Source organism: Roseococcus microcysteis (assembly GCF_014764365.1).
Classification (GTDB): domain Bacteria; phylum Pseudomonadota; class Alphaproteobacteria; order Acetobacterales; family Acetobacteraceae; genus Roseococcus; species Roseococcus microcysteis.
The window spans coordinates 194802-220044 of sequence record NZ_CP061718.1; the positions used below are offsets into that span (position 1 = coordinate 194802).

Consider the following 25243-nt stretch of genomic DNA (forward strand, 5'->3'; position numbering starts at 1 on the left):
CCTTCCGGCGGTCAGTTTCGGCGCTGGAGACACAGCATGATTCAGCGCCTTGGCCTTATCCTCGTCCTGTCCGGCCTGGTCCTCATCCTTGGGGTGGTGGGCCTGATGCTGACCGATGGAATCACTCCCGGCCGCTTCGCCCCCGGCTTCGCCGCCATTGGCGCGGCGCTGGGGGGCGTACTGCTGGTGGTGGGCCTCTTCTCGCTCGAACGCGGGCGGGACCAGGGGCCGGAGCTGGGCTGAGCCCGGCTCAGGCCTTCTCGGGGTAGAGCGCCAGTAAGGACGCCTCATCCGCCGCGCAGCGCCCGCGCTCCGTGATCAGCCCCGTCACCAGCCGGGCCGGCGTCACGTCGAAGGCGGGGTTGGCCGCCTCGCTGCCCGCGGCCACCACCCGCACCGTCTCGATGCGCCCATCGGCGGTGCGGCCGGTCAGTTCCGTGACTTCCGTGCCGCTGCGTTCCTCGATGGGGATTTCCGCCACCCCGTCGCGCACGCGCATGTCCAGCGTGGAATGGGGCAGGGCGACCCAGAAGGGCACGCCATTGTCCCGCGCCGCCAGCGCCTTGAGGTAGGTGCCGATCTTGTTGGCCACATCGCCCGTGCGCGTCACGCGGTCGGTGCCGACGATGACGATGTCCACCTCGCCATGCTGCATGTAGTGGCCGCCGGCATTGTCGGCGATGACGGTGTGCTTCACGCCATGCGCGCCGAGCTCGAAGGCGGTCAGCGCGGCACCCTGGTTGCGCGGCCGCGTCTCATCCACCCAGACATGAATGTCGAGGCCCGCATCATGCGCCATGTAGATGGGCGCCAGCGCCGTGCCCCAATCCACGGTGGCGAGCCAGCCGGCATTGCAATGCGTCAGCACGTTCACGCGGCCCTTCTTCGCCGCGATCTCCTGCAGCAAAGGCAGGCCGTTCTCGCCGATGCGGCGGCAGGTCTCGGCGTCGTCATCGGCGATGGCGGCGGCCTCGGCATAGGCGGCGGCGGCGCGGGCCTCCACGGGCAGGTTGTGCAGCTTGGCCCGCTGCCGGTCGAGCGCCCAGCGCAGGTTGATGGCGGTGGGCCGCGTCTCGGCCAGCGCTTCCAGCACGGCGTCGAGCTGGCCCGGGTCCGTGCGCATGGCCAGCGCCACGCCATAGGCCGCGACGGCGCCGATCAGCGGCGCGCCGCGCACCTGCATGGAGCGGATGGCGTGCGCCGCCTCCTGCCAGGTGGTCAGGCGCAATTCCTCCACCACCCAGGGCAGCTTCGTCTGGTCGAAGATGCGCACGCCCCAGCCATCCGCATCGAGCCAGACGGAGCGATAGGCGACGCCGTTGATCTTCATCGTGCAACCTTCCGGTACCACATGGGTTGGCAGGGAAACCGGCCCCTAGATGCGCGTCTTCGTGTTCGGGGCCAAGCCGCCAGAAGGAATTTCCATGAACCGTCGTCTTCTCGCCGCCGCCGCGCTGGGTGCGGGCCTGCTGCTCTCCGGCCCCGTGCTGGCCGACCAGGACCGCCCGCCCGCGGGCAGCATGGCGGCCTCAGAGGTGCTGCGCCAGATCGAACAGCGGCCGGACTTCGCGTCGCTGCACGAGATGGAGTGGGACGATGACGGCTACTGGAAGGTGGAATATGTGACGCGCGATGGCGGCAAGCGCACGGTCCGCCTCGACCCGCGCACCGGCGCGCCGCGCGGCCGCTGACCCTGAGGGCGGCGGGTGTGGCGCCGGGTCACACCCGCTGGTGCAGCGCCGCGATCAGGGTGAAGAGGCGCCGCGCCGTCTCGAAATCCACCGCGATCCGGCCTTCCAGCCGCGACATCAGCAATTCGGCCGCCTCGTTGTGCAAACCACGGCGGCCCATATCAATGGCCTGCACCCGCGCCTCCATGGCGCCATGCGTCACCGCCTCCTCGTGGTTCTCCACCAGCATCAGGTAGTCCTTGATGAGGCGGCGGAAGGGGCCGAGCGAGAGCACGATGGCCCGCAGCGCCACATCATCCGCCCGCCGCACATCCAGCACCAGCCGCCCCTCGCGCACCATCAGGTGCAGCGCGAAGGGACCCTCGCCCATGCCGGCCGGGTCGAAGCGGTTGCCGCGGAGAAGGTCCTCGATGGCCTGGCGGCGATCGGCCTCGGCATAGGCGGAGGGGGGCGGCGGGGCGTCGGGCAGTTCGATCCGCACCAGGTGACGGTCGGGCACCTTCAGGGCCTGGGGTCTTCGGCCAGGCGGGGCTTGGCCTCGGGCGGCGGGCGTTGGTCATTGCCCGTGATGCCCAACCGCAGCATCAGCCCCACCGTGGCGCCCTTCACCGGGCGCAGCATCAGCGTGGTGAAGACCGTGATCAGCGGCAGCCAGACCACCATGTGCAGCCAGATGGGCCAGCCCCAATGCCGCTCCACGAAGAGGATGGGCGGCAGCAGGATGTGGCCCACGATGAAGATGGTGAAATAGGGCGGCGCGTCATCGGCGCGAAGCTGGCCCAGCGGCGCGTGGCAATGCCCGCATTCCTCGGCCACGCGCAGGAAGCCCGCGAAGACCTTGCCCTCGCCGCAGACCGGGCAGCGGTTGTTCGCACCTCGCCACAGCGCGGTGGCGAAGGGCGGCCGCGGATAGCCGGGCGGCACCGCCGCGCGGGGCGGGGACCAATGGATCGTCTCGGCGGGGGTCTCGGGTGTGGGGGTCATGTTGCAATGCACAAAAGGGCGGACAGGAATGGACCGGCGAAAAGATCATGGCAAGGAAAACCGCGCGATGCCATGCTCGACCACATGAGTGAGCGCATCCTTGTCATCAATCCGAACACTTCGCATGCCTGCACCGCCGGGATTGCGGAAGCCGTCTCTCCCTTCAACGCGCCCGGCCTGCCGCGGTTGGAGGTGACGCAGCTGGCCGATGACGAGGGCCCGCCCGCCATCGTCACCTGGCGGGACTGGTTCCAGGTGGCCGAGCCCCTCTGCCGCACCATCGAGCGCGAGGCGGCCGCCGCCTATATCATCGGCTGTGTCAGCGACCCCGGGCTAGAGGCCGCGCGCACCGTGACCGACAGGCCCGTGCTGGGCATGTTCCGCTGCGCCGTGGCCGCGGCCCTGACGCGGGCCGAGCGCTTCGGGGTGGTGGGCTTCACCTGGCGCTCGGAGCAGCGGCAGCGCCGCGCCCTGCAATCCATGGGGGTGGAAGGGCGCATGGCGGGCTGGGTCCCGCTCGACCTGCCCATGGAGGTGCTGACCGACCCCGTGGCCCCGCAGGCGCGCATCGCCGAGGCCTGCCGGCGACTGGCCGGCGAGGGGGCGGAGGCCATCATCCTGGGCTGCGCCGGCATGGCGCGGCATGTGGCCGTGGCCGCTGAGGCCTCGGGCCTGCCGGTGATCGAACCCTGTCAGGCGGCGGCGGCGGCCGCGCAGCTTGCCGTGATCGGCGCGCGCCAGCCGGCCCTGACGGCATGAGCGGGACGGAATTGCTGCGGCGCTACTACGCCGCCTTCAACGCGGGCGATTGGGACGGGATGGCCGCGCTGCTGACCGAGGATGTGGCCCATGACGTGAACCAGGGCGGGCGTGAGACCGGCCGCGCCGCCTTCCGCGCCTTTCTGGACCGTATGGCCCACCACTATGCGGAGCGGGTGGAGGATCTGGTCGTGATGGAAAGTGCGGAGGGCACCCGCGCGGCCGCCGAATTCACCATCCATGGCCGCTATCTTGTGACGGATTCTGGCCTGCCGGAGGCGCGGGGGCAGTCCTACGCGCTCCCGGTCGGCGCCTTCTTCGAGATCACGGGCGGGAAGATCGCCCGCGTCACGAATTTCTACAATCTGCAGGAGTGGATCGCGCAGGTCAGCTAGCGGATTGTGGGCGGCTGATTCACGCCTTCGGGGATTCCACCGAAGGCGATCAGGCGCTCAGACCCACTCCGGCTCCTCCACCGCGTCCAGCTCGATGTTCACCACCACCTCTTCCGTGCCGCTGCGGACCAGGACGCAGTGCAGTTCCTCGGTGTCGGAGGCGTTCAGCTCCTGGTGGGGCACATAGGGCGGCACCTGGAAAAAGTCGCCGGGCCCGGCCTTGGTGATGAATTCCAGCCGGTCGCCCCAGCGCATCAGCGCATGGCCGCGCACGATGTAGATGATGCTCTCCAGCGGCCCGTGATGGTGTGCGCCCGTCTTGGCGCCGGGCCGGATCAGGTTCGTGCCGGCCCAGAGATGCGTGGACCCGGTCTTGCTGCCGCTGATGGCGGCCATGCGGCCCATGCCCTGCGTCTCGGGCGTGTCGGCGCTGCGCTCGCTGGAGAGGACCCGGCGGATGCCGTGGTGGCGCCAATAGGCGCCGGACTGCTTGATGGAACCGTCGGGCATTTTCACATCCTATGATCGTGCATTCCTGGGCGGCATTTTACCCACCCCTCGTGGAATGTCACGCCTTGAATGCAAGAATACACTGGACCAAATCACGTTGTTATTTCGGTGAATCTACAGCCCCAGCCGCGCCCAGGCCGCCCGCTCCTCCGCCATCTGCGCCGCCCCCTCCAGCAGCGCGGCGCCGCCCCCCAGCAGCGAAAAGGGAAAGCGCCGTCGCCGCGGCCCGATGGGCACCAGCCGCGCCGTCTCGCCATAGCGGCGCCTGGCCTCGCCCAGCGCATCACCCAGCCCGTCGCAGAGCCCCAGCGCCAGCGCCCGCCGCCCGGCCCAGAAACGGCCGGTGAACAACTCCTCCTCCGGCGCGCGCAGCTTCGCGCCGCGCCGGGCGCGCACCCAGTCCTTGAACTCGGTGTGGAGTTCCTCCAGCAGTGCGTCGAGGCGCGCCGTGTCCTCCGGGCGCTGGGGCTGGAAGGCGTCGTTCAGCGTCTTCTCGGTGCCGGCGGTGCGCAGCCGGCGCTCCACCCCCAGCCGCGCGATGGCCTCCTGGAAGCCGAAACCCGAGGACACCACACCGATCGAGCCCAGGATGGAGGCCGGGTCCGCCACGATCTCATCCGCCGCGCAGGCGATCCAGTAGCCGCCCGAGGCCGCCGCATCCTCGCAGATGGCGATGACGGGCTTCTTCTTCTCCTCCGCCAATTGCCGGATGCGGTTGGCGATCAGCGCCGACTGCACGGGCGAACCACCCGGCGAGTTGATGGCCAGGAACACCGCCGGCGCGCGCTTCATGCCGAAGGCGCGCTCCAGCAGGGGCGCGACGCCCGCCAGGTTCATGCCGCTGATCACCCCGCCGCGGGCGGCGATCATCCCCTCCAGCCGGACCAGGGGGATGACGGGGGGCGGGCGCGAAAGGGATTCCACATGCGGCCAAGATGCCCCCCCGGTGCGCTGGCGCAAGCTGTGCCCATATGGTCGGTATGGAAAACACGCGCGACATCCTGCTGGCCACACGGCGCATCGCCCTGGTCGGCGCTTCCGACAAACCGCACCGCGCCTCACACGCGGTGATGGGTTTCCTGCTGGCCCGCGGCTATGACGTGATGCCCGTCAACCCCGCCCTCGCGGGCCGGGAGATCCATGGCCGGCGCGTGGTGGCGAGCCTGGCCGAGGCCGGTCCCTTGGACATGGTGGACATCTTCCGCCGCAGCGAGGAGGCGGGGGGCGTCATGGACGAGGCCGTGGCGCTGGGCGCCCGCACCCTCTGGCTGCAACTGGGCGTGGTGGACGAGGAAGCCGCCGCCCGCGCCCGCGCCAAGGGGCTTTCCGTGGTGATGGACCGATGCCCCGTGATCGAGTGGGGCGCCCATGCCCTGCCACCCCGTGTGATCCCTGTATGAACTTCTTGAAATCCACTCTCCGTTGTTCCACCTGCTGCCGCGTGGCGAAGGGGCGATGCGACCCCCGCCCAGAGAGAGGACACCCATGACCGACGAAGAGCGCCGGATCATCACCGACTACGTTCTGCGCGTGGCCGGCGCGCAGCCCGCTTCCCCCGCCCAGGCCGCCCCGGGGCGCATGCCCAACACGGGTGCCGCCGCGGCGCAGCCCCTGCCGCCGGTGGAGCCGCAGGCCGATGCGCTGATCGCGGAGCTCTTCGCCAAGCACCCCGAGGCGCGCTTCCGCATCACCCAGACCGCCTTCGTGCAGGAGCACGCGCTGGTGGCCGCCCAGAACCGCATCAAGGAGCTGGAGTGGGAGCTGGAGAAGGCGCAGCGCGAGGGCCAGGCGGCGCAGAATCGCGGCTTCTTCGGCTTTGGCGGGCAGAAGCCGGTGGCGATGCCGCCGCGGCCGGAGCCGCAATTCCCGCCCGGCCACAACCCCCAGGCCCTGCAGGGCCGCCAGGGCCCGGGCTTCCTCGGCACCGCCATGATGACGGCGGCCGGTGTGGCCGGCGGCATGGTGCTGGGCAACATGCTGATGGGCATGATGGGCGGCGGCGGCGCGCAGGCGGCCGGCGCCTCCGGCGGCGATTTCGCGCAGGAGGCCGTGCCCGCCTCCTCGCCCTGGACCGACCCGGGTGCGGCGGCCGAGCAGCAGGGCTGGGGCACGCCCCAGCAGGATGCCGGCGGCGGCTATGACGATGCGGGCGGGCAGGACGCCTATGGCGCCTATGACGACGCCGGCTACGATGATGGCGGCGGCTTCGACGACGACCTCTGAGCCCTGACGGGGCCTTTGTCTTTGCGCGTGGGGAGGGGATAACCCTTCCCATGCGCATCCCCGACCTCGACCTCGACCTGCTGCGCGGCTTCGTCACCGTGGCGGAGCGCGGCGGCTTCACGGCGGCCGGCCAGGCGCTGGGCCTCACGCAATCGGCCATCAGCCTGAAGGTGAAGCGGCTGGAGGACCTGCTGGGCGGCCCCGTCTTCCTGCGCGGCGCCAAGCGGGTGGCGCTGACGCCCGAGGGCGAGACGCTTCTCGCCTATGCCCGCCGCATGCTGGCCCTGAACGAGGAGGCGGTGCGCCGCTTCGTCAGCCCGCCCGTCGAGGGGAGGCTGCGTCTGGGGGTGGCCGACCATTTCGTGCCGCGCCACCTGGCGCCCGCGCTGGCGCGCCTCTCCCGCACCTGGCCCGAATTGCGGATCGAGGTGGAGGTGGGCCGCAGCCACGAACTCCGCGCGCGCCTGGCGCGGGAGGAGCTGGACCTGGTGCTGGGCAAGCGCCGCGATGGCGAGACGGAAGGCCGCGTCATCTTCACCGAGGCCGTGGTCTGGGTGGCGGCACCCGATTTCACGGCGCCCCCCGGCCGGCCCCTGCCGCTGGCCATGCTGCCCCAGGGCTGCATGTTCCGCGACCGGGCGCTGACGGCGCTGGCGCGGGCGGGCGTGGCGTCGGAGGTGGTCTACACCTCGCCCAGCCTCATGGGCGTCGCGGCGGCGGCCGAGGCGGGCTTCGCCGCCAGCGTCATGGGCCGCACCGGCCTGCCCGAGGGGCTGGTGGAACTGGACCACCTGCCCCCGCTGGGGACCGCCGAGATGTGCCTTTTCGGCGATGCCGCCGGGCAATCGCCGGTGGTGGAGCCGCTGCTGGAGTGGCTCAGAGGGGTTTAGGACCGCTCCAGCAGCTCGATCGAGATGTTCTCCGGCCCCTTGATGAAGCAGATGCGGATGCCGGGGCGGGCCTCGTTCGGCTCCATGGTGAAGACCACGCCCTTCGACTTCAGCTCCGCCACCACGCCATCCAGCCCCTTCACCGCGAAGCCGAAATGGTCGATGCCCTTGTTCAGCCCATCGGGCGCCGTGAGGTCGCTGGCCTCCGCCTGGGTGATGAGGATGGTGGCGCCGCCAAGCTTCACATCCACCCGCGGCTTGCCCGTGGTGATGCGGCCGGTGATGGCGCCGCCCAGCATGTCCACGAACCATTGCGCGGCGGCCTCATGGTCGGCCGTGCGGAGGTGGATGTGGTCATAGGTGATGTTCATGTCTCGTCCTTTCAGGCGAAGCGGAAACGGCCATTGCTGACCACGACGATGTCGCGCTCGACGACGCGGGCGCGGAAGGCCGCACCCCCTTCCTCGTGCCAGATCTCGGTGCGGATGGTCTCACCCGGATAGACGGGCGAGGAGAAGCGCAGATCCATCCGCCCGAAGCGCGTGGCGTCATAGCCGCACATCTCGCGCAGCAGCGCGTGGCAGACCACGCCGAAGGTGCAGAGACCGTGCAGGATGGGGCGGGGGAAGCCGGCCTTCGTCGCCACGTCGGGGTCTATGTGCAGCGGGTTGAAGTCGCCGTTCAGGCGGTAATAGGCGGCCTGCTCGGGGCGGGTGGCGAGGTCGCAGGTGATCTCGGGCGCGCCTGCGGGCTCGGGGTGGGGGGGCTTCACGGGGCCCGACTTGCCGCCGAAGCCGCCATCGCCGCGCGCGAAGGTGGTGCTTTCGAGTGTGGCGATCTTCTCGCCGGTGGCGGCGTCCAGCACCACGCGGTCCGAGTAGATCAGCGCCCCCTTGCCGGGGCCGCGGTCCACGATGCCGGTGACGCTGGACCGCCCGATGATCTCGCCCGAGACGGGCACAGGCCGGTGCAGGATGAGCGACTGCTCGCCATGCACCACCTTCACCCAATCCACCCCCGTGTCCGGCGCCTTCAGCCAGAAGCCCGGATAGCCCAGCACGACGGGCATGGAGGGCAGGGCGGTCATTTGCGGTTCGTAGGTGTAGGGAAGCTGGGCCTTGTCCATCGGGTCCTGGCCCAGGCCCACGCTGAGGTTATACAGCGCCACATCCTGCCAGCGCAGGGTCTGGCGGATTTCCGGGATGGGATAGTTCAGCAGATGCTGTTCGTTGATCACGGCGTGATCTCCAGCACGGCATCGGCGGCATAGGCGCCTTCACCCTCGGGCAGCACCAGCAGCGGGTTGATGTCCACGCCGGCCAGGCGCGGTCCGGCGGCGGCGGCGAAGGCCGAGAGGTTGGCGAGCGCCTTGGCGAGCGCCGCCACATCCGCCTTGGGCCGCCCGCGCGCGCCGTCCAGCAGCGGGAAGCCTTTCAGCGAGCGGATCATCTGTTCCGCCTCCGCCTCGCCGAAGGGGCAGCGGCGGAAGGCGACGTCCTTCAGCACCTCGATGAAGATGCCGCCCAGCCCGACCATGGCCACCGGCCCGAAGACGGGGTCGCGCAGGATGCCGAGCGCCATCTCGGTGGCACCCTTGATCTGCTTGGCCACCAGCACGCCCTCGATATGCGCCGTCGGCGCCTTTTCGCCGGCGCGGCGCAGGAGCGTGGAGAAGCCCTCGCGCACCGCGTCCACGCTGTTCACGTCCAGCAGCACGCCGCCGATCTCGCTCTTGTGGAGGATGTCGGGCGAGAGGATCTTCATCACCACCGGGAAGCCGAATGCGCGGGCGGCGGCGATGGCCTGGTCCACATCGGCGCAGGCGCGCTCCGGCACGGCGGGGATGCCGGCTTCGGTCAGGATGCGCTTGCCCTCCGCCTCGGTGGGGGTCTTGGCGGGCAGGGTCACGGAAGGCGCGGCGGGGGGTGCTGAGGCCACGCGCGCGAAGGCCTCGCCGAAGCGGCCCATGGCGTGCAGCGCGGCGACGGCCCGCGTCGGGTCCTCATAGATCAGGAAGCCGTCCTGTTCGTATTCGCGCACCATCTCGTCCGAGGCGATGATGCACAGCGCCCAGAGCCGGTCCGGATGGTCCTGCATCACGGCCTTCATCTGCGCCCGCACCTTGGGCGCATTGGTCTTGGACCCGCCCACCTGGGTGAAGAAGCCGAGGCAGGAGGTGTAGCCGCCTTCCTCCACCATGGAGCGCGTGAATTCGCCGATCAGCTCGATCTGGTTGAAGGCCTGGGCGGTGCAGTCCACCGGGTTGCGCGGGGCGCAGAACGGCACGAAGCCGCGCAGCTTCGCCTGCGCCGCCTCGGGCATGGCGGGCATGGGAAATTCCAGGCTTTCCGCCACGTCCGAGATCAGCACGCCCGCGCCGCCGGAGACGGTCATGACGCCCAGCGTGTTGCCCACCGGATAGATGCGCTTCGTCGCCGTATAGGCGATGTCCAGCAGCTCCTCCGTGTTGCGGGCGCGGACCACGCCATATTCGCTCAGCACCGCATCCGTCACCGCGTCATCGCCCGCGATGGAGGCGGTGTGCGACTGCGCGGCGGCACCGCCCAGCTCGCTCTTGCCCACCTTCATCATCACGATGGGCTTGCGGTTGCGGCGGGCGAGGTCCAGCGCCGCCAGGAATTTGTCGCTCTCGCGGATGCCCTCGGCATAGGCGCAGATCACGTCCACGTCCGGGCTGTGCGCCATCCAGCCCAGCACATCGCCCAGCGCCACCTCGGCCTCATTGCCGGTGGTGACGACCACACCCGTGCCGATGCCGCGCTTGCGCGCCAGCGAATAGACATGGGTGCCATAGGCGCCCGATTGGGAGGCGATGCCGATGCGCCCCGCGATGGGCCAGCCCTGCTCGAAGCTCGACGAGAAGATCGGGTAGAAACCGATCGCGTCGTTGAACAGCCCGAGGCAATTGGGCCCCAGCATGCGGATGCCGTGGCGCTTCGCCGCCGCCACCATGCGCGCCTGGGCGGCCGCGCCCTTTTCATCCACCTCCGCGAAGCCCGCGGTGAAGACGATGGCGGCCTTGGTGCCCTTCTGGCCCAGCGCCTCGATGGCCTCGATGGCGGCCTCGCCGGGCACGGCGATCAGGCCCACATCCGGCGTCTCGGGCAGGCTCGCCACATCGGCGAAGGCCTTGATGTCCTGCACGCTGGGGCGCTTCGGGTTCACGGGGAAGATGGTCCCCTGGAAGCCGCGCTGCTTCATATAGGCGATGGGCCGGCCGCCGATGCGCGTCGCATCATCCGAGGCGCCGATGATGGCGATGGAGCGCGGCCGGATCATCGGATCGAGGGTGGAGAAATCCATGTGACAGTTTCCGTGTGTTCTTGTTCGTCAAGCGTCGAGCAGGCGGCGCAGCACCGGCACCGCCCTGTTGAGATCATCCAGCGGCACATGCTCATGCGGCGTGTGGGCGGTGGCCATCACCGAGGGCCCCAGCACCACGCAGGGCGCAAGCGCCTGCAACTCCGAGGCATCGGTGCCATAGGGCGCGGTGCGGGGGGCGGCGTTGGTGGCGCGCTGGGCCGCGCGGATCAGCGGGTGGTCCTCGGGCAGTTCGGGCGGGCGGCCCTCATAGGCCTCTTCCAGCGTGATGCCCTGGGCGCGGGCGGCGCGGCGCATGGCCTCCACCACGGGCGCGGGGTCCACGCGCGCGGAATAGCGGAACTTGATGCGGGCCGTGGCGCGCGGCACCGTCACGTTCACCGCCGTGCCGTGATTGTCCAGCACCAGGTTGAAGTCGCTGAAGGGCGGGTCATAGGCGGGGTCTTGCAGCGTTTCGTCCGCGCGCAGGCGCTCGAACATGGCGCGCGCCTCGACGAGGAAGGGAATCAGCGCCCAATTGGCGTTCACCCCCTGGCCGGTGGAGGAATGCTTCTGCACGCCCTCAGCCGTCGCGGTGAAGAGCACATGGGCGCGGTGGCCGCGAACGGGGATCAGCGCGGTGGGCTCGGCCACCACGATTCCGCGCAGCTCGGCGCGGCGGGCGAGGGCGGATTGCTCGGCGATCAGCCGCGCGCCCTGCTTCGTGGTTTCCTCATCCGTGGTCAGCAGCAGGGTGGCGCGGGGGGCGGCGCGGGCGGCCATGACGCAGGCCGCGACCGGGCCCTTCATGTCCACGCTGCCCAAGCCATGCAGCACGCCGTCACGGATGTCGCCGGACCAGGGATCGGTGGTCCAGCCCGTATCGGGCACCGTGTCCATGTGGCCGGAGAGGGCGATGCCGCCCGGGCCCCCCTTGTGCGCCACGATCACGCATTTCGGCACGCCGGCCGGGTCGGTGAAATCGAGGCGCTCCACCTCGAACCCCTCCAGTTCCGCGACCAGCCGTTCGGCCACGGCCAGGTTGGACACGAAGCTGCGGCTGTCCATCCGCACAAGTTCGGCGGCCAGCCGCGCGAGGTCGTTTTCCATGGGCGCGAGGCTTGCCCGAAGTGCCTCGCCGCGCAACCCTCCCGCCCCGCATGACCCAGTATCTCGACCCCCGCACCGGCACGGCCTGGCCCCTCGAAACCCCCCGCTGGTGCGGCGAGGGCAGGGCGCCCCTGCTGCTCACCGACCTGCCCGGCATCGGGCGCGACGACATCGCGACCGGCGTGCGCAGCATCTGGCGCTACGCCGCCGCCTTCCCCTTCCTGCCGAGGGCACCCATCACCCTGGGCGAGGGCTGCACGCCGCTGATCGAGATGGCGCTGCCGGCCGGCACGGCGCTGCTGAAATGCGAATGGTTCATGCCGACGGGCAGCTTCAAGGACCGCGGCGCCTCGGTCATGCTCTCGCTCCTGCGCGAACAGGGCATCACCGCCGTGCTGGAGGACAGTTCGGGCAATGGTGGCGCGGCCGTCTCCGCCTATGCGGCCGCGGGCGGCATGGCAGCCACCATCTTCGTGCCCGCCAGCACCTCGCCCGCCAAGACGGTGCAGAGCCGGGCGGCGGGCGCTTCCATCACCCTCGTCCCCGGCACCCGGCAGGATTGCGCGGAGGCGGCCGAGCGCGAGGCGGAGCGCATCTTCTACGCCAGCCACAACTGGCACCCCTTCTTCCTGCAAGGCACCAAGACGCTGGCCTATGAGCTGTGGGAAGACCTGGGCTTCACAGCCCCCGACAACGTGATCATTCCCTGCGGCGCGGGGTCGAACGTGCTGGGGCTCTACATCGGGTTCTCCGAGCTGCTGCGGGCGGGACAGATCGAACGCCTGCCGCGCCTCTTCGCCGCCCAGCCCGCGCATTGCGGGCCCATCGCGCGTGCGGCCCTGGGCCTGCCCGCCGAGGACGCGAAGCCCACCATCGCGGAGGGCACCGCCATCGCCCAGCCGCTGCGCCTGCCCGAATGCGTAGCGGCATTGCACCAGTCGGGCGGCGGTGCGGTGCTGCTGGAGGAGGGCGAGATCGCCGAGGCCTCCTTGATGCTGGCCCGCCGCGGCATCTATGTGGAACCCACCTGCGCGCAGGCCGCCGCGGGGTTCGCGCGGCTGCTGGCGTCAGGCCAGGTCGCGCCGGGCGAAAGCACGGTGGTGGTCCTGACCGGCACGGGGCTGAAGGCCACGCCGCGCTATGCCGAGATGCTGGGGGTCGAGATCTGATGAAACGCGTCGCCCTCCTGGGCTTTTCCATCGAGTGCAACCGCTTCGCCCCCGTGGCGACCGAGGCCGACTTCGCCGCGCGCTGTCTGCTGCGCGGCCAGGCCATCCTGGAGGATTCTCGCAGCCCCGCCCCCCGCGCCCTGGGCGAGATGCCGGGCTTCGTGGCGGACATGGACGCCGCCGGTCCCTGGCAGCCCCACCCCCTGCTGCTGGCCATGACGGAGCCCAACGGCCCGGTGGACCACGCCTTCTTCCAGCGCCTGATGGATGAATGGCGCGAGGGGCTGCGCCTGCTGCGCGGCCGCGTGGATGGCGTCTATTGCGTGATGCATGGCGCGGGGCTGACCACCGTGCTGGATGACCCGGAGGGCGCCATCCAGGCGCTGATCCGCGCCGAACTCGGCGAAGTGCCGCTGGTGTGCAGCTATGACCTGCATGTGAATGTCAGCGATGCCAATGTGGCACTGAACGACGCCTTCGTGGGCTACCTGACGAACCCGCATCTCGACATGCGCGAGCGCGGCGCCGAATCCGCGCAACTGCTGCGCCGGCTGATGGGCGGCGAGCGTTTCGTGCGCGCCCATCGCCGCCTGCCCATCGTGCCGCCCACCGTCTCGCTGCTGACGGCGGCCGGGCCCTACGCGGAGGTGATCAATCTCGGCCAGGAACGACGTGCCGCTGATCCGCGCATCGTGAACGTCTCGGTGATGGCGGGCTTCGCCTATAGCGACACGCCCTTCAACGGCATGTGCGCCATCGTCACCGCCACGCATCAGGGGGCGGCCGATGCGCTGGCCGATGAGCTGGCGGATGCTTTGTGGGAACGCCGCGCGCGCTTCGTGGCCGCGCTGACGCCCATCGAGGAGGCGACGCGGCGCGCATTGACCAGTGATGTTCCGCTCGCCTTCGCCGATGTCGCCGACAACCCGGGCGGTGGCGGGCGCGGCAACACCATGTGGCTGCTGGAGGCCTTCCACCGCGCGGGCGTGCAGGGTGCCGTCTTCGGCGTGATCCATGACCCCGAATTGGCGCGCGAGGCCCATGCCAAGGGGCTCGGCGCCCGCTTCGAGGCCCGCTTCAACCGCGATTCCGGCCAGGACCCCTTCTCCCGCCCCTTTTCCGCCGAAGCCGAGGTGGTGGCGCTCTCCGACGGCAAGGTCACGGGGCGGCGCGGCATCTTCAAGGGCACGGCCATGCGCCTCGGCGCCACCGCGCGGCTGCGGCTGGGGGGCATCGAGGTGGTGGTGATCGAGGGCCGCACCCAATGCGCGGACCCGGCCTTCCTGGAGCATCTGGGCATTGATGTGGGCGCCGCGCGCTGCGTCGTCGTGAAGTCGCGCGGGCATTTTCGCGGCGGCTTCGACGAGTTCTTCGACCACGAACGCATCGTGGAGGTGGATGCGCCGGGCCTCACCTCGCCCATCCTGTCGCGCTTCGACTGGACGAAGCTGCCCCGCCCCGTCCTGCCGCTGGACGAGGAGAGCGCGTGGCGCTGAGGGTCCTTTTCACAGCCTTGCTGCTGGCCGCCGCCCCGGCCTGGGCGGAGGATGCCTTCTGCGAGGCCCTGCGCCGCGTCGTGGCCGCGGCGCCCGGTGATTTCCGGGACATCCCCGAGGGCGACGTGGTCTTCCCCGGCGCCCTGCGCAGCCTGCGCCAGACCGACCACGCGCCCGGGCGGGAACATGCCGCGAGCTTCCACGCGACGCTTGCCGAGCATGAGGAAACCCGCGCCCAGGCGCCGCGCCTCTACCGCCAGCTGCGCCGCGCCATTCCCGATTGCCTGCCCGAGGCCACCCTGTTGCGCGAAACCCGCGTGCCCGCGCAGCACGGCATCATCTGGACCTTGCCGGGGGCGGAGGTGGAAATGCTGCTGGACCGCCCGCCCGGGGCAGGGAACTACGCCCTCGAAATCGCCGTGCTGAGGTTGCGCTGACATGACCCTCGATGACCTGCCCACCCCCTGCCTGGTGCTCGACCTGGGCGTGCTGAAGCGCAACCTGGCGCTGATGGAGCGCGCCATGGCGCGCCACCCGGGCGTGGTGCTGCGCCCGCACCTGAAAACCGCGAAGTCGCGCGAGGTGGCGGCGCTGGCCGCGCCCAACCACGGCCCCATCACCGTCAGCACGCTGGCCGAGGCGCGGTATTTCGCGGAAGCCGGCTGGCGCGACCAGATCTATGCCGTCGGCATCACGCCGCAGAAGCTGGATGCGGTGGCGGCGTTGAACGCCGCCGGCGCCGATGTGAAAATCATCACCGATGATGCCGAGGCCGCCGCCGCCATCGCCGCGCATCCGGGCAAGCTCCGCGCCCTGGTCGAGGTGGATGTGGGCGAGGGCCGCGGCGGCGTGCCGCCGGCCGAGGCGCTGCCCGTGGCCCGCGCGCTGGGCCAGCGGCTCGCGGGCATCTTCACCCATGCGGGCCATTCCTATGGCGGGCGGAGCGCGGCCGAGATGGAGGCCATCGCCGAGCAGGAACGCGCGGGCGTGGCCGGCGCCGCGCAGGCGCTGCGCGAGGCGGGGCTGACGGTCGAGATCGTGAGCCTCGGTTCCTCGCCCACCGCGCTGCACGCGAAGTCGCTCGCCGGCATCACGGAGGTGCGCGCCGGGGTCTATATGTTCGGCGACCTGTTCCAGGCGCAGCTCGGCACCCATCCCGAGCAGGACATCGCGGTGACGGTGCTGACCAGCGTGATCGGCCGCAAGCCCGCGCGCGGAGCCTTGTTGCTTGATGCAGGCGCGCTGGCGCTGTCCAAGGACCGCAGCACGGAGAAGGCCCCGCGCGACTACGGTTTCGGCTTGGTGCTGGACCTGGACGGGCAGCGCACGCATGGCGAGGCCATCATCACCCGCGTCCACCAGGAGCATGGCGAGGCGACGCCCATGCCCGACTTGCCCGTGGGCACGAAGCTGCGCGTCGCCCCCAACCATTCCTGCCTGACGGCGGCGGCCTATGAGCGCTATCATGTGGTGGACGGATCACGCCAGGTGATCGCCACATGGGACCGCGTCAACGGATGGTAGCACGCCACGAGGACTGGTCGGCGCTCCGCGCCAGCGAGACGGCGCGGATGCTGGACGCCTGCACGCACTGCGGCGCCTGCGCGGAGGCCTGTCCCATGCTGCCCTACGCGCCGGCCGCGCAGGGCGCCGCGGCACCGGACCTTGTGCGCGGCGTGCTGGACGCGCTGGCGGGCGGGCCCTCCGACCCTGCCGCGCTGGCCTGGATCGCCGCCTGCACCCGCACGGGCAGCTGCAACGCCGCCTGCCCGCATGAGGTGAACCCCATGCTGATGCTGCGCCTCGCCAAGTGGCGCGCGAACGAGACGGGCGCGCTGCCCAAGCGCGATGCCTCCGAGACCATGTCGCGCGTGAAGGTCTTCGCCCGGCTGGGCTTCACCGAGGAGGAGCAGAGGCAATGGCTGTGACCGAGAACCTCTTCTGGTATGGCTGCAACATGACGCGCCATGGCGAGATCATTCGCCTGAGCCAGCGTCTGCTCGAAGCGGTGGGCGTGGGCGCCGCGCCGGTCGGCGGGCCGGGCGCCTGCTGCGGCAGCCCCAAGGAGAGCACGCCGCGCATCGCGGAAGGCATGGCCGACCGCACCATGGACAAGTTCGCGGCCAGCGGTGCCAACCGCGTCATCACCTGGTGCCCCTCCTGCCACATGAACCTCGACGACTTCATGGGGCAGTCGAAGGAACAGGAGTTCGACAGCCGTCACCTGTGCGAGGCGCTGTGGGAGCGGCGCGAGGCCCTGGCCCCGCTGCTGACCCACCAAGTGAAGGCGCGCTTCCTGGTGGACCGGCATGTGGGCTTCCACAAGCAGGTGCCGGTGAACGACATCATCCCCGGGCTGCTTTCGATGATCCCGGGGGCGGAGCATGTGGATCACCCCCTGCGCGGCGCCTCCTACATGTGCTTCGGCCTGGCGAATGTGCCTGGCGCCCTGCCGGACCATCTGCGCGCCACGCTGGACGCGGTGCGGGAATCGGGCGCGGACACGCTGGTCACCATCTTCCACTCCTGCCACCGCGAGATGGTGGGGCTGGAGCGCGACCACGGCGTGCGCGTGCTGAACTGGGTGCATCTGCTGGCCGAGGGCATGGGCTGGGACTACCGCGACGACTACAAGACCTGGCGCAACGCCGACGACAAGCTGGCCGCCATCGGCCCTGAGCGCGTGGCCGAGGCGGGCGAGGTGGCCGTGCGCAAACTGGTCCTGCCCGAACTGGAACGCCCCCGCCCGGTGTGACCTGAACCGGGGGCCGAGGGCCGTGCCCCCGATCCCCGGAAAGCCCCGATCGGCGGCGCGGCTTCGCCGCGCCAACGGAGAATCCCCGGCAGGATCAACACCAAACCGGGGCCCCCACGAAAGCGCGAAGCGATTTCGTGGGGAATAATTCGGGGCCCCCGCGAAGGTTTCGGCGGCGCTCACGCCGCAGGCGTGACGTCCGCCGAAAACTTCGTGGGGATTATCCCATCTGCAAATCCATCCCCGAGGTGATCTCGATCCAGCGCGACCGCACCCGCTCGATCGCCGCGCCGAACTCCTGGGGCCCGAGCCAGATCGGGTCCGTGTCCATCTGTCGTAGCCGCGCCTGCAGGGCCGGGCGCGCCATGGTCTCACGGAAGGCCTCGGCCAGGCGGGTATGGACGCGTTCCGGCAGGCGGGCCGGGGCCAGCATGCCCACGAAGCCGCTCCAGCCGCGGCCGATGTCATGCCCCTGCTCCACGAAGGTGGGCACATTGGGCAGCCCGCCCGCACGGGCATCACCCAGCGCCGCCAGCGGGACCATGGTGCCGCTCTCGATATGCGGGCGCATGGTGGTGAGGGAATTGATGCCGCAATCCACCTCCTGCCCCAGATAGGCGGAGAGCATGGGCGCCTCGCCGCGATAGGCCACATGCGTCATGCCGAGGTTGAGCTGGTTGTTCAGCGCCAGCGCGAAGACATGCGCGCTGGACCCGGCGGCCCAGGAGCCGAGGTTGAGCCCCTGCCGACGCTGCGATCGCTCGCGCGCGAAGGTGATGAACTCCGCGAGGTTGCGGGGGCCAAGGGCCGCGCGGCTCATGAAGATCAGCGTGGTGGTGCCCATCTGGCCGATGGGCGTGAAGTCGCGCACCGCGTCATAGGGATGCTGCCGCAGCACGACCGGGGACTGCACGAGCGAGGTGATGGTGAAGAGCAGCGTGTGCCCATCGGCCGGCGCGCGGGCCACCGCCTCGGCGCCGATCATGCCCGCCGCACCCGAGCGGCTTTCCACCACGAAGGTGGCGCGCATGATCTCGCCCATCGTCTCGGTGACGAGGCGTGCCCAGACATCGGTGGCGCCGCCGGGCGGGAAGGGGACGATGACGCGGATGGGACGGTCGGGCTGCCAGGCGCCCTGGGCGAGGGCGGGTGCCGCGAGGGTTCCGGCACCAAGGGCCGAAGCCCCCGCAAGCGTGAGCACGCTGCGACGATTCATGAGTGTTTTCCTCCCTTTGATGGAAGGAAGGTTAGGCAGCCAAAGCCAGGCTTGGGAAGAACCTAATGCGCGTGGAATGCACTTCGGGCGGGAAGGCGGTGTTACCGCCGCGCCTCGGCGAGCTGCTGCGCCGTCAGGGGCGCATGCGCACGCTGGGCCGGGGCGGCGGGTGCCGCGGCCTGCGCGACCATGCTGCCGGCCGGGCGGTTGTGGATGAAGCCATGGGTCGGATAGACGCGGCCGAAGGCCTCCGCGCTGTGGCCGACCTGCACGCGCACGCGGGTCCAGTCATTGGCGTCCGAGACATCCATCACGCGCACGCCGCGCATGACGCTGCCGCTGCGGATGCCGGGGCCGCCCCAATTCGCGTGGTCGATCTCGATGACCCGGCTATCCACCACGCGCGAGACGACGGCCACATGGCCCATCCGCATGCCGCCCGAGGCGGGGAAGGAGAGGATGGAGCCACGCTCCGGCCGCTGGCCGCGGGCATAGCGCCCGGCGGCATTGTGCCACCAGTCGCGGCCATTGCCGCTGATGTCCATGCCGGTGACCTGGCGCGCATAGGGCACGCAGGAAATGCCACGGGAGGTTGCGGCCCGCTGGCCCGAGGTGGTGCGGGCGGGGGCGGGGCGGGTTGCCGCGGGGCGGCTGGTGGCGGTCGGGTTGCGGGTTTCGGTGCGGGCGTCGCCGCGGGCGGCATAGGCATCAGGTGCCCAGCTCAGAGCCAGGCTCATCGCGAATATGGCGGCCACGTGGCGCATTCCGATCCCTCCTGGACCGCGGCCGACGGATATCGTCGGTGCGTGCAAACCGGGTATGCGGTGGTTGCACGCGGGGCAACCCGATTGACCGATACATGGCGCAATGTGCCGTGATTCGTCGGATAGGGGGGTGGATAGGCCGCGAAATAAGGACGGATGTCCTAAGGGAGCCGGTGTTGGAGAATCATGCAACAGTGTTGCGGCCAAAAAGTCACAGTATAGAAAGTGTATAATCGCCGCGCCTTGGTGAGGAAGCCCTGCCCCAATCGTGCCTTATTTTAGCCCAAATTCATCAAGCTGAAATTAATCGCCGTCAGGGCGGGCCCACCCGCCCCGGTTGTAGTGACCAGCCGGGGCGGATGAAGGCTTCGTTACTTGCAGGCCGTGACCATGATCTCGACCAGATGGCGCGGGCTCGCCATGTTCGCTTCCACGCAGGCGCGCGCGGGGCGGCCGGCACTGCCCAGCCACTCCACCCACACCTTGTTCATGGCGTCGCGGTCGCGGATGTCCTTCAGCCAGATCTGCGCCTGCAGAAGGCGGGTGTTGTCGGTGCCGTTCGCCTCCAGCATGGCGTCGATCTTGGCGACCACCTGGCGGGTCTGGCCCGTGATGTCCTGCGTCAGGTCATCGGCGGTCATGCCCGCGCAGAAAACGAAGTTGTGATACTCGACGGCGCTCGAGAGAATCTCGTTGCTGCCGGTGCGGTTGATCTTGCTCATCGGGCGGGGGTCCTCCTGCCTGTGGTGACCCCCCGCGTGTAACCCGCCCGGCCGGGCGGCGGAAGGCAGGCCGCGCTTCCATCGTCCGTGCGAAGCCGTCTAGCGTCATGCAACCTGGGCGGGAGAAACCCCATGACCGATCGTTCGGACTTCGTGCGCGACCCGGTGGAGTTCATGGGGCGACACATCGTGCGGTGCCAGTTCTTCGACTGGAACAACACGGTGGACATCAGCCAGAGCCGCGCCCACGTCATCACCATCAAGGAGATGCAGGGCCCGCCGATGGTGCTGAACCGCCCGGGTGCCAAGGTGTTCTATCTGTCCAACGACGTGGCGGGATGCGCGCGCAACGAGATGCTGCCGATCTTCTGGCTGGGCTACCGGCAGAACAAGGTCACGCAGGGCACGCTCAACAACCAGTCGCGGGTGATGTTCACGGCGAACATGGATGGCTGCTCGCTGGGCGTCGGCTCCCAGGCGGGCGATGGGGGATGCCTCGTCATGCACGCGAACAAGGCGAGGGGCATGCCGAGCGGCGAAGCGCAGGCCTTGGCCCAGCATGGGCAGTTGCAACGGAAGTTCGACGGGCAGGAATTCCACGTCGTGGAGCCGTCCACCTATCTCACGAACGAGGCCGACCCCGGCCGGTTCCTCGCCACCAATTTCGGCATCAACCGGGATGGCTGGTGGTTCTTCTACACCCACAGCTGGCGGCTGAAATCAGGCGGGATGGATGGCTTCTACCTGCATGGCGGCACGCGCGAGGCCATCTTCACCCTGGGATAGCGGGGCCGGGGCGCGCCCGGCCCCACGCCGTCACGCCACGGCGTAGGCGCTGCCCGAGGCCGCGGCGCCCATCATCGCCTCGAAGACGGCCACGCCATGGATGGCATCCGCCACCGGCAGCGGATAGGCCGGGCCGCCCGCCACGGCGGCGGCGAAGGCTTCCAGCTCCGCGGCCTCGATGTCGGTCACGGGGAAGTCGCGCACCCATTCCTCATTCCCCTCGCGGGCGCGGAAGAAGAGTTGCTCATGCCCGCGCAACTCCACCAGCCCCTCGGTGCCGAACAGGGCCACGCGCCAGAAGCGCGGGCTCGCGGCGAGGGTCGCAAAGGTGAGGGTGGCGCCGCTCTCCAGCGTGGCCAGCATGGCGGTGGTGTCGTCAATGGTGGGCAGGACGCGGGCATGGCTCAGCACCCGCACGTCGCGGAAGCGGCCGGCCAGGTTGATGATCATGTCCACCATGTGGATGCCCATGCCGCCCATGCCGCCCAGCGGGCTCTCGGCGCGGTCCGCGCGCCAGGCGCCGGGCTTGTAGGCGAAGCCGCCCGGGCCGCTGAACTGCCCCTCCACATGCAGCAGCGTGCCGAGCTTGCCGCCCTCCAGCATGGACTTCATCTCGCCCACCGCGGGCAGGAAGCGGCGGTTGTGGCCCAGCGCCAGCACCACGCCGGCCTTGGCGCAGGCCTCCACGGCGGCCTCGGCGCTGGCCTTGGTGAGCGTGAAGGGCTTCTCCACGAAGACATGCTTGCCGGCGCGGGCGGCGGCGATGACCTGGTCGGCGTGCTGCGCGTGGGGGGTGGCCAGCACCACGGCCTTCACCTCCGGGTGGGCCAGCACCTGGTCGTATGTGTCGAGCAGCGTGATGCCCTTCTGCGCCGCATAGGCCTCCGCCTTGCTGCGCGTGCCCGTGCTGCCGGCCACGAAGCGGATGCCGGCGTCGTTGCGGCCCTGGACGCTGTCCACCAGCGTCTGGCCCCAGCGGCCCATTCCCACGATCGCGGCGTTCAGCATGGCGTGTCACTCCTCATTGCGGATTCTCGAGTTCTTTCGCCCAGGCGCGCATCCGTGTCACCGCCCAGATGCAGACCAGGAAAGCGAGCGCGGCCGCGACCACCGTGGGCACGCGCATGCCGAACAATTCGCCGGCCGTGCCCAGGATCAGCGCGCCCAGCGCGGGACAGGCGCGGGTGATGAGGCCCCACAGCGCCAGCGTCCGCCCCCGCATGCGGGTCAGCGCGGCCGATTGGCACAGCGTCTGCACGGAAATCCCGTGCATGGTGGCGCAGGCGCCATAGAGTGCCCCGCACAGCACCGCGAAGGCGAAGTTGCCGGTCGCCACAAAGGCCGCCGCCACGCCGGCCTGCAAGGTGACGCCCACCACGGCGAGCCGCGTCGTCCCCTCCAGCCGCCCGCGCGAGGCGACCCACAGCCCGCCCACCAGCGCGCCCACGCCGATGGAGGCCGTCAGCAGCGCGAGCCCCGGCGCCCCCTGGCCGAAGAGCCGGTCCACATAGGGGGGCAGCACCTCCTGCACCCCGCGCAGCAGGATGGCGGTGATGCCGGCGAAGATCAGGATGGGGCCGATGCCCGGGTGGCTCGCGGCATAGCGCATGCCCTCCACCGTCTCGGCCAGCAGGGAGGCCTCGGGCTTGTGGCCCTGGCGGTGGGCGGGGTCCACCCGCATGGTCAGCAGGCTGGCGGAGGCGATCGCATAGGCCGCCATGTTGCACAGCAGGGCCGGCACCACGCCGCCAAACGCGATCATGGGCCCCGCCATGGCCGGCCCCAGGAAGCGCGCCACGTTGAAGGCCAGCGAATTGGCGGCGACCGCGGCCGGCAGGTCGGCGCGCGGCACCAGGCCTGGCATCAGCGCCTGGCGGGCGGGCTGGGCGAAGCTTGCCGCGATGCCGCCGATCACCTCGAAGACCAGCAGGATCTCGATGCCGATCTGCCCCGTGGCCACCAGCAGGGCGATGCAGCCGGCCTGCGCGCCGATGACGCCCTGGGCGATCATGGTCAGGCGCACGCGGTCCATGCGGTCGGCCACGGCGCCCGCGATGGGGCTGAAGACGACCGCGGGTGCCAGGTCGCAGAAGGCCACCATGCCGACCCAGAAGGCGGAGCCCGTCAGCTCCCAGGCCAGCCACATGACGGCGATGCGGTGCATCCAGAGCCCGGTCCAGGCGGTGAGGCTGGCCGAGAAGAAGATGCGCGCGTCACGATGAGAGAGGGCGCGCCCGAGCGCGCCGAAGGCAGGCAGGGTCAGCGGCCCACCGGTGCGGGGGGTGGCGCGGCCGGCGCGGTGTCGCGCGTGTTGGCCCGCACGCATTCATCCACCATCTGCTCGAAGCGGTATTCGCGGCTGAGGCGGTCGATCGGCGCGCGGAAGGCCAGCGAGCCCGTGGTCTCGGAACCCAGGCGGCTGTTGCGCTCATCCTCGCGGATGAGCTGCCCGCGGTCCTGGCGGGTGATGACCGAGGCGGCCTGGCTGCGGCAGGCGGCCACCACCTCGGGGTTGCTGCTGCGCGCGCCGGGCGGGGGCGGCGGCGGCGCGAAGCCCTGGGCGCAGCCCGCGAGCAGCAATACGGGCAGGAGCAGGGCGGCGGCGCGGGGCATGTGCGGGGCTTTCGTCAGGCGGGCACGCGGGATGCGTCGGGTGGAAGGGTCCGCGACAGCATGGCACGCATCGCGCGATCCTCGAAACGGCCCGTGGCATCAATCGGCGCGCGGGCGGCGGCGGCGAGCAGAAGCGGGTGGAATTCCACGCCGCGCCGGCCGATGGCGAAGAAGCCGCGCAGCCATTCGGCCCGCCCCATGGCCTCCACCAGCGCCAGCAGGCGCAGGCAGAGCGCCACGCCCGCCAGCGAATCGAGCCCGGCATGGCGGTCCATGGCCTCGGCCCAGGCGGCGGCGTCGGGGTCGGTCAGGGCCATCTCGCGCCCATCGGCGAAGGCGAGCAGGCGGGGCGGCCCCCAATGCCCGGCCGAGGCGCCCTCGCGCGCCACCTCCCAGGCGATTTCCAGCGCGGCGGGCGGCACGGCGGGCAGTGCCGAGGCGGCCACCCCCAGCTCATGCCGGAGGGCGCCGGAGGGAAGGGCGGTGGTGCGGACCATCTCTTCCATATAGGGCTGCTCGGGGGATGGTTCACAGCCGGGGCCACACGCGATTACGCTGGGTTCATGACCCACCCCGCCGAACTCTCCGCCACCGACGCCGCTTCCCGCATCGCCGCCGGCACCCTCAAGGCCCGGGAGCTGGCGGAGGCCATGCTCGACGTCATCGCGCGGCGCGAGCCGGTGGTGCGGGCCTTCGCCCATCTGGATCCTGCCATGGTGCGGCGCCAGGCGGCGGCGGTGGATGCGGCGCCCAGCAAGGGGAAGCTGGCCGGCCTGTTCTTCGGGGTGAAGGACGTGCTCGACACCGCCGACCAGCCCTCGCAATACGGCTCGCCCATCTGGGCGGGGCACCGGCCGCGCACGGATGCGGCCTGCGTGGCGCTGGCGCGGCGGGCGGGGGCGGTCATCGCGGGCAAGACGGTGACGACGGAATTCGCCACGCGCTTCCCCGGCGCCACCACCAACCCGCACAATCCGAAGCACACGCCGGGCGGGTCCTCCCAGGGTTCGGCGGCGGGGGTGGGGGCGGGGATGCTGCATCTCGCTTTCGGCACGCAGACTGCGGGCTCCATCATCCGCCCGGCGGCCTTCTGCGGCGCGGTGGGCGTCAAGCCGAGCTACGGCACGCTGCACCGGGCGGGGATGAAGGTGATGAGCGAGAGCCTGGACACCATCGGCGTCATGGCGCGCAGCGTGGCCGATGCCGCGCTGGCCATGTCGGCGCTGACGGGGCTGGACCACGGCCCGGCCGAGGCGCCCCGCGCGCCGAAGCTCGCCCTCGTCATGGGCGCGACGGAGGAGGCCGGGCCCGAGACCGCGCCCCATATGGAACGCGTGGCCGAGGCCGCCCGCCGCGCGGGCGCGACCGTGACGCCCGTCACCCTGCCCGCCCTCTTCGACGCCGCCTTCGCCGCCCATGCCCATGTCATGCACATGGAAAGCGCCCAGGCCCTGGCCTGGGAAATTGACCACGCCCGCGCCCAGCTCAGCCCCGCCATGCGGACCAACATGGATTGGGCCATGGCCGAGCCGCCCGAAAAACTGCTGGAGGCCCGCGCCGCCTTCGCCGCCGCGCAGGCCGGTTTCGCGGACGCCATCGCGGGGTATGACGCGGTGCTGACGCCCTCCGCTCCCGGCGAGGCGCCGGAGGGCATTGATTTCACCGGCACGCCCGTCTTCAACTCGCTCTGGACGCTGCTGCACACGCCCTGCGTCACCATTCCCGCCGGCACCGGGCCGCGCGGCCTGCCGCTGGGCGCGCAGATCGTCACCCCGCGCGGGCAGGACGCGGCGGCGCTGATGTGGGCCGAATGGCTCCGCCGGGCGCTGGGCTGAACGC

At 70.7% G+C, this 25243-nt stretch carries 31 protein-coding genes; 15 read left to right on the forward strand and 16 right to left on the reverse strand.

From position 1 onward, the window contains the following. Window positions 1–36: 36 nt before the first annotated feature. Window positions 37–243 (forward strand): hypothetical protein, encoded by a 207-nt coding sequence (locus tag ICW72_RS00820; protein ID WP_184384220.1) that lies wholly within the window; start codon window positions 37–39, stop codon window positions 241–243. Window positions 244–250: 7 nt separating this feature from the next. Here the strand turns inward: ICW72_RS00820 and mtnA are convergent, their stop codons facing one another. Beyond that, window positions 251–1330, reverse strand: coding sequence for an S-methyl-5-thioribose-1-phosphate isomerase (mtnA, locus tag ICW72_RS00825; protein WP_191084494.1), 1080 nt, complete (start codon window positions 1328–1330; stop codon window positions 251–253). Between the two features lie 94 nt (window positions 1331–1424). Between mtnA and ICW72_RS00830 the strand changes: the two genes are divergently transcribed. Further along, on the forward strand, window positions 1425–1691 hold the full coding sequence (locus ICW72_RS00830; protein ID WP_191084495.1) for a PepSY domain-containing protein: 267 nt from the start codon (window positions 1425–1427) through the stop codon (window positions 1689–1691). Between the two features lie 28 nt (window positions 1692–1719). On the opposite strand, the gene ICW72_RS00835 is transcribed toward ICW72_RS00830, so the two are convergent. Next, window positions 1720–2190, reverse strand: a complete 471-nt coding sequence (locus ICW72_RS00835; protein ID WP_184384214.1) for a UPF0262 family protein — start codon at window positions 2188–2190, stop codon at window positions 1720–1722. 2 nt (window positions 2191–2192) lie between these two features. Further along, the gene (locus ICW72_RS00840) at window positions 2193–2675 is read right to left on the reverse strand and encodes a DUF983 domain-containing protein (protein ID WP_191084496.1); all 483 of its coding nucleotides are present in this window, start codon (window positions 2673–2675) and stop codon (window positions 2193–2195) included. An 84-nt stretch (window positions 2676–2759) separates the two neighbouring features. On the opposite strand from ICW72_RS00840, the gene ICW72_RS00845 reads away from it, so the two are divergent. After that, the gene (locus ICW72_RS00845) at window positions 2760–3434 is read left to right on the forward strand and encodes an aspartate/glutamate racemase family protein (RefSeq protein ID WP_191084497.1); all 675 of its coding nucleotides are present in this window, start codon (window positions 2760–2762) and stop codon (window positions 3432–3434) included. Beyond that, entirely contained in the window at window positions 3431–3829 is a 399-nt protein-coding gene (locus ICW72_RS00850; protein WP_191084498.1) for a ketosteroid isomerase-related protein, read from the forward strand. The genes ICW72_RS00845 and ICW72_RS00850 overlap by 4 nt, the downstream gene beginning before the upstream one ends. 57 nt (window positions 3830–3886) lie before the next feature. Here ICW72_RS00850 and ICW72_RS00855 read toward each other — a convergent pair whose 3' ends face one another. Together ICW72_RS00855 and ICW72_RS00860 are read right to left on the reverse strand one after the other, a co-directional pair. After that, on the reverse strand, window positions 3887–4339 hold the full coding sequence (locus ICW72_RS00855; protein WP_191084499.1) for a cupin domain-containing protein: 453 nt from the start codon (window positions 4337–4339) through the stop codon (window positions 3887–3889). Between the two features lie 114 nt (window positions 4340–4453). Next, entirely contained in the window at window positions 4454–5263 is an 810-nt protein-coding gene (locus ICW72_RS00860; protein WP_332308961.1) for a S49 family peptidase, read from the reverse strand. Between the two features lie 47 nt (window positions 5264–5310). On the opposite strand from ICW72_RS00860, the gene ICW72_RS00865 reads away from it, so the two are divergent. The 3 genes from ICW72_RS00865 to ICW72_RS00875 all read left to right on the forward strand — a co-directional run bounded on the left by ICW72_RS00865 (window position 5311) and on the right by ICW72_RS00875 (window position 7452). Continuing rightward, entirely contained in the window at window positions 5311–5739 is a 429-nt protein-coding gene (locus tag ICW72_RS00865; protein ID WP_223880734.1) for a CoA-binding protein, read from the forward strand. Between the two features lie 85 nt (window positions 5740–5824). Next, a complete protein-coding gene (locus tag ICW72_RS00870) occupies window positions 5825–6562 on the forward strand; it encodes a DUF2076 domain-containing protein (RefSeq protein ID WP_191084500.1) in 738 nt (245 codons plus the stop codon). Window positions 6563–6612: 50 nt separating this feature from the next. Next, window positions 6613–7452 (forward strand): LysR family transcriptional regulator, encoded by an 840-nt coding sequence (locus tag ICW72_RS00875; protein WP_184384200.1) that lies wholly within the window; start codon window positions 6613–6615, stop codon window positions 7450–7452. Here ICW72_RS00875 and ICW72_RS00880 read toward each other — a convergent pair. Genes ICW72_RS00880 through ICW72_RS00895 form a run of 4 tightly spaced genes read right to left on the reverse strand, consistent with a single transcriptional unit; the run spans window position 7449 to window position 11883 of the window. Beyond that, window positions 7449–7823 (reverse strand): VOC family protein, encoded by a 375-nt coding sequence (locus tag ICW72_RS00880; protein WP_191084501.1) that lies wholly within the window; start codon window positions 7821–7823, stop codon window positions 7449–7451. The two genes, ICW72_RS00875 and ICW72_RS00880, sit on opposite strands and share 4 nt — an antisense overlap. A gap of 11 nt (window positions 7824–7834) precedes the next feature. Next, window positions 7835–8689 carry a MaoC family dehydratase gene (locus ICW72_RS00885; RefSeq protein WP_191084502.1) on the reverse strand — a complete coding sequence of 285 codons (855 nt, stop codon included), beginning with the start codon at window positions 8687–8689 and terminating at the stop codon, window positions 7835–7837. Continuing rightward, complete coding sequence (locus ICW72_RS00890) at window positions 8686–10776, reverse strand: acetate--CoA ligase family protein (protein WP_223880735.1); 2091 nt, start codon at window positions 10774–10776, stop codon at window positions 8686–8688. The genes ICW72_RS00885 and ICW72_RS00890 overlap by 4 nt, the downstream gene beginning before the upstream one ends. A gap of 27 nt (window positions 10777–10803) precedes the next feature. Next, window positions 10804–11883 (reverse strand): M20/M25/M40 family metallo-hydrolase, encoded by a 1080-nt coding sequence (locus ICW72_RS00895; protein WP_191084503.1) that lies wholly within the window; start codon window positions 11881–11883, stop codon window positions 10804–10806. A 50-nt stretch (window positions 11884–11933) separates the two neighbouring features. Here ICW72_RS00895 and ICW72_RS00900 point away from each other — a divergent pair, with 50 nt between their 5' ends. From ICW72_RS00900 to ICW72_RS00925, 6 genes are read left to right on the forward strand one after another with little or no spacing between them, the layout of a single operon-like run. Further along, entirely contained in the window at window positions 11934–13052 is a 1119-nt protein-coding gene (locus ICW72_RS00900) for a pyridoxal-phosphate dependent enzyme (RefSeq protein WP_191084504.1), read from the forward strand. Continuing rightward, window positions 13052–14548: a M81 family metallopeptidase gene (locus tag ICW72_RS00905; RefSeq protein WP_191084505.1), complete on the forward strand. Its 1497-nt coding sequence runs from the start codon at window positions 13052–13054 to the stop codon at window positions 14546–14548. Before ICW72_RS00900 ends, ICW72_RS00905 begins: the two co-directional genes overlap by 1 nt. Next, a complete protein-coding gene (locus tag ICW72_RS00910; RefSeq protein WP_191084506.1) occupies window positions 14539–14985 on the forward strand; it encodes a hypothetical protein in 447 nt (148 codons plus the stop codon). The genes ICW72_RS00905 and ICW72_RS00910 overlap by 10 nt, the downstream gene beginning before the upstream one ends. Before the next feature lies 1 nt (window position 14986). After that, entirely contained in the window at window positions 14987–16072 is a 1086-nt protein-coding gene (locus ICW72_RS00915) for an alanine racemase (protein WP_191084507.1), read from the forward strand. Continuing rightward, entirely contained in the window at window positions 16066–16476 is a 411-nt protein-coding gene (locus ICW72_RS00920; RefSeq protein ID WP_191084508.1) for a (Fe-S)-binding protein, read from the forward strand. The genes ICW72_RS00915 and ICW72_RS00920 overlap by 7 nt, the downstream gene beginning before the upstream one ends. Then, entirely contained in the window at window positions 16467–17303 is an 837-nt protein-coding gene (locus ICW72_RS00925; RefSeq protein WP_191084509.1) for a heterodisulfide reductase-related iron-sulfur binding cluster, read from the forward strand. Before ICW72_RS00920 ends, ICW72_RS00925 begins: the two co-directional genes overlap by 10 nt. 220 nt (window positions 17304–17523) lie before the next feature. On the opposite strand, the gene ICW72_RS00930 is transcribed toward ICW72_RS00925, so the two are convergent. The 3 genes from ICW72_RS00930 to ICW72_RS00940 form a co-directional block, all read right to left on the reverse strand. Further along, window positions 17524–18519 (reverse strand): Bug family tripartite tricarboxylate transporter substrate binding protein, encoded by a 996-nt coding sequence (locus ICW72_RS00930; protein ID WP_191084510.1) that lies wholly within the window; start codon window positions 18517–18519, stop codon window positions 17524–17526. A 101-nt stretch (window positions 18520–18620) separates the two neighbouring features. Further along, the gene (locus tag ICW72_RS00935) at window positions 18621–19283 is read right to left on the reverse strand and encodes a CHAP domain-containing protein (RefSeq protein ID WP_191084511.1); all 663 of its coding nucleotides are present in this window, start codon (window positions 19281–19283) and stop codon (window positions 18621–18623) included. 371 nt (window positions 19284–19654) lie between these two features. Further along, window positions 19655–20005, reverse strand: a complete 351-nt coding sequence (locus tag ICW72_RS00940; protein WP_191084512.1) for a RidA family protein — start codon at window positions 20003–20005, stop codon at window positions 19655–19657. A 132-nt stretch (window positions 20006–20137) separates the two neighbouring features. Between ICW72_RS00940 and ICW72_RS00945 the strand changes: the two genes are divergently transcribed. Further along, entirely contained in the window at window positions 20138–20791 is a 654-nt protein-coding gene (locus tag ICW72_RS00945) for a hypothetical protein (protein WP_191084513.1), read from the forward strand. Window positions 20792–20821: 30 nt separating this feature from the next. On the opposite strand, the gene ICW72_RS00950 is transcribed toward ICW72_RS00945, so the two are convergent. The 4 genes from ICW72_RS00950 to ICW72_RS00965 are packed head-to-tail and all read right to left on the reverse strand — an operon-like array spanning window position 20822 to window position 23910. After that, window positions 20822–21799 carry a Gfo/Idh/MocA family protein gene (locus ICW72_RS00950; RefSeq protein ID WP_191084514.1) on the reverse strand — a complete coding sequence of 326 codons (978 nt, stop codon included), beginning with the start codon at window positions 21797–21799 and terminating at the stop codon, window positions 20822–20824. Between the two features lie 13 nt (window positions 21800–21812). Continuing rightward, window positions 21813–23117, reverse strand: a complete 1305-nt coding sequence (locus ICW72_RS00955; protein ID WP_191084515.1) for an MFS transporter — start codon at window positions 23115–23117, stop codon at window positions 21813–21815. Next, complete coding sequence (locus tag ICW72_RS00960) at window positions 23051–23404, reverse strand: hypothetical protein (RefSeq protein ID WP_191084516.1); 354 nt, start codon at window positions 23402–23404, stop codon at window positions 23051–23053. The genes ICW72_RS00955 and ICW72_RS00960 overlap by 67 nt, the downstream gene beginning before the upstream one ends. A 14-nt stretch (window positions 23405–23418) precedes the next feature. Then, a complete protein-coding gene (locus ICW72_RS00965; protein WP_223880736.1) occupies window positions 23419–23910 on the reverse strand; it encodes a hypothetical protein in 492 nt (163 codons plus the stop codon). Between the two features lie 57 nt (window positions 23911–23967). Between ICW72_RS00965 and ICW72_RS00970 the strand changes: the two genes are divergently transcribed. Continuing rightward, window positions 23968–25239: an amidase gene (locus ICW72_RS00970; protein ID WP_191084517.1), complete on the forward strand. Its 1272-nt coding sequence runs from the start codon at window positions 23968–23970 to the stop codon at window positions 25237–25239. Window positions 25240–25243: the final 4 nt, after the last annotated feature.

Bases quoted from the DNA above. Each gene is read 5' to 3' on its own strand.
- ICW72_RS00950 (WP_191084514.1), bottom strand. From the start codon at position 21,799: ATGCTGAACGCCGCGATCGTGGGAATGGGCCGCTGGGGCCAGACGCTG.
- ICW72_RS00925 (WP_191084509.1), top strand. From the start codon at position 16,467: ATGGCTGTGACCGAGAACCTCTTCTGGTATGGCTGCAACATGACGCGC.
- ICW72_RS00960 (WP_191084516.1), bottom strand. From the start codon at position 23,404: ATGCCCCGCGCCGCCGCCCTGCTCCTGCCCGTATTGCTGCTCGCGGGC.
- ICW72_RS00855 (WP_191084499.1), bottom strand. From the start codon at position 4,339: ATGCCCGACGGTTCCATCAAGCAGTCCGGCGCCTATTGGCGCCACCAC.
- ICW72_RS00965 (WP_223880736.1), bottom strand. From the start codon at position 23,910: ATGGAAGAGATGGTCCGCACCACCGCCCTTCCCTCCGGCGCCCTCCGG.
- ICW72_RS00820 (WP_184384220.1), top strand. From the start codon at position 37: ATGATTCAGCGCCTTGGCCTTATCCTCGTCCTGTCCGGCCTGGTCCTC.
- ICW72_RS00865 (WP_223880734.1), top strand. From the start codon at position 5,311: ATGGTCGGTATGGAAAACACGCGCGACATCCTGCTGGCCACACGGCGC.
- ICW72_RS00905 (WP_191084505.1), top strand. From the start codon at position 13,052: ATGAAACGCGTCGCCCTCCTGGGCTTTTCCATCGAGTGCAACCGCTTC.
- ICW72_RS00915 (WP_191084507.1), top strand. From the start codon at position 14,987: ATGACCCTCGATGACCTGCCCACCCCCTGCCTGGTGCTCGACCTGGGC.
- ICW72_RS00935 (WP_191084511.1), bottom strand. From the start codon at position 19,283: ATGCGCCACGTGGCCGCCATATTCGCGATGAGCCTGGCTCTGAGCTGG.
- mtnA (WP_191084494.1), bottom strand. From the start codon at position 1,330: ATGAAGATCAACGGCGTCGCCTATCGCTCCGTCTGGCTCGATGCGGAT.
- ICW72_RS00830 (WP_191084495.1), top strand. From the start codon at position 1,425: ATGAACCGTCGTCTTCTCGCCGCCGCCGCGCTGGGTGCGGGCCTGCTG.
- ICW72_RS00930 (WP_191084510.1), bottom strand. From the start codon at position 18,519: ATGAATCGTCGCAGCGTGCTCACGCTTGCGGGGGCTTCGGCCCTTGGT.
- ICW72_RS00840 (WP_191084496.1), bottom strand. From the start codon at position 2,675: ATGACCCCCACACCCGAGACCCCCGCCGAGACGATCCATTGGTCCCCG.
- ICW72_RS00920 (WP_191084508.1), top strand. From the start codon at position 16,066: ATGGTAGCACGCCACGAGGACTGGTCGGCGCTCCGCGCCAGCGAGACG.
- ICW72_RS00895 (WP_191084503.1), bottom strand. From the start codon at position 11,883: ATGGAAAACGACCTCGCGCGGCTGGCCGCCGAACTTGTGCGGATGGAC.
- ICW72_RS00870 (WP_191084500.1), top strand. From the start codon at position 5,825: ATGACCGACGAAGAGCGCCGGATCATCACCGACTACGTTCTGCGCGTG.
- ICW72_RS00880 (WP_191084501.1), bottom strand. From the start codon at position 7,823: ATGAACATCACCTATGACCACATCCACCTCCGCACGGCCGACCATGAG.
- ICW72_RS00970 (WP_191084517.1), top strand. From the start codon at position 23,968: ATGACCCACCCCGCCGAACTCTCCGCCACCGACGCCGCTTCCCGCATC.
- ICW72_RS00955 (WP_191084515.1), bottom strand. From the start codon at position 23,117: ATGCGTGCGGGCCAACACGCGCGACACCGCGCCGGCCGCGCCACCCCC.
- ICW72_RS00845 (WP_191084497.1), top strand. From the start codon at position 2,760: ATGAGTGAGCGCATCCTTGTCATCAATCCGAACACTTCGCATGCCTGC.
- ICW72_RS00940 (WP_191084512.1), bottom strand. From the start codon at position 20,005: ATGAGCAAGATCAACCGCACCGGCAGCAACGAGATTCTCTCGAGCGCC.
- ICW72_RS00945 (WP_191084513.1), top strand. From the start codon at position 20,138: ATGACCGATCGTTCGGACTTCGTGCGCGACCCGGTGGAGTTCATGGGG.
- ICW72_RS00890 (WP_223880735.1), bottom strand. From the start codon at position 10,776: ATGGATTTCTCCACCCTCGATCCGATGATCCGGCCGCGCTCCATCGCC.
- ICW72_RS00900 (WP_191084504.1), top strand. From the start codon at position 11,934: ATGACCCAGTATCTCGACCCCCGCACCGGCACGGCCTGGCCCCTCGAA.
- ICW72_RS00850 (WP_191084498.1), top strand. From the start codon at position 3,431: ATGAGCGGGACGGAATTGCTGCGGCGCTACTACGCCGCCTTCAACGCG.
- ICW72_RS00875 (WP_184384200.1), top strand. From the start codon at position 6,613: ATGCGCATCCCCGACCTCGACCTCGACCTGCTGCGCGGCTTCGTCACC.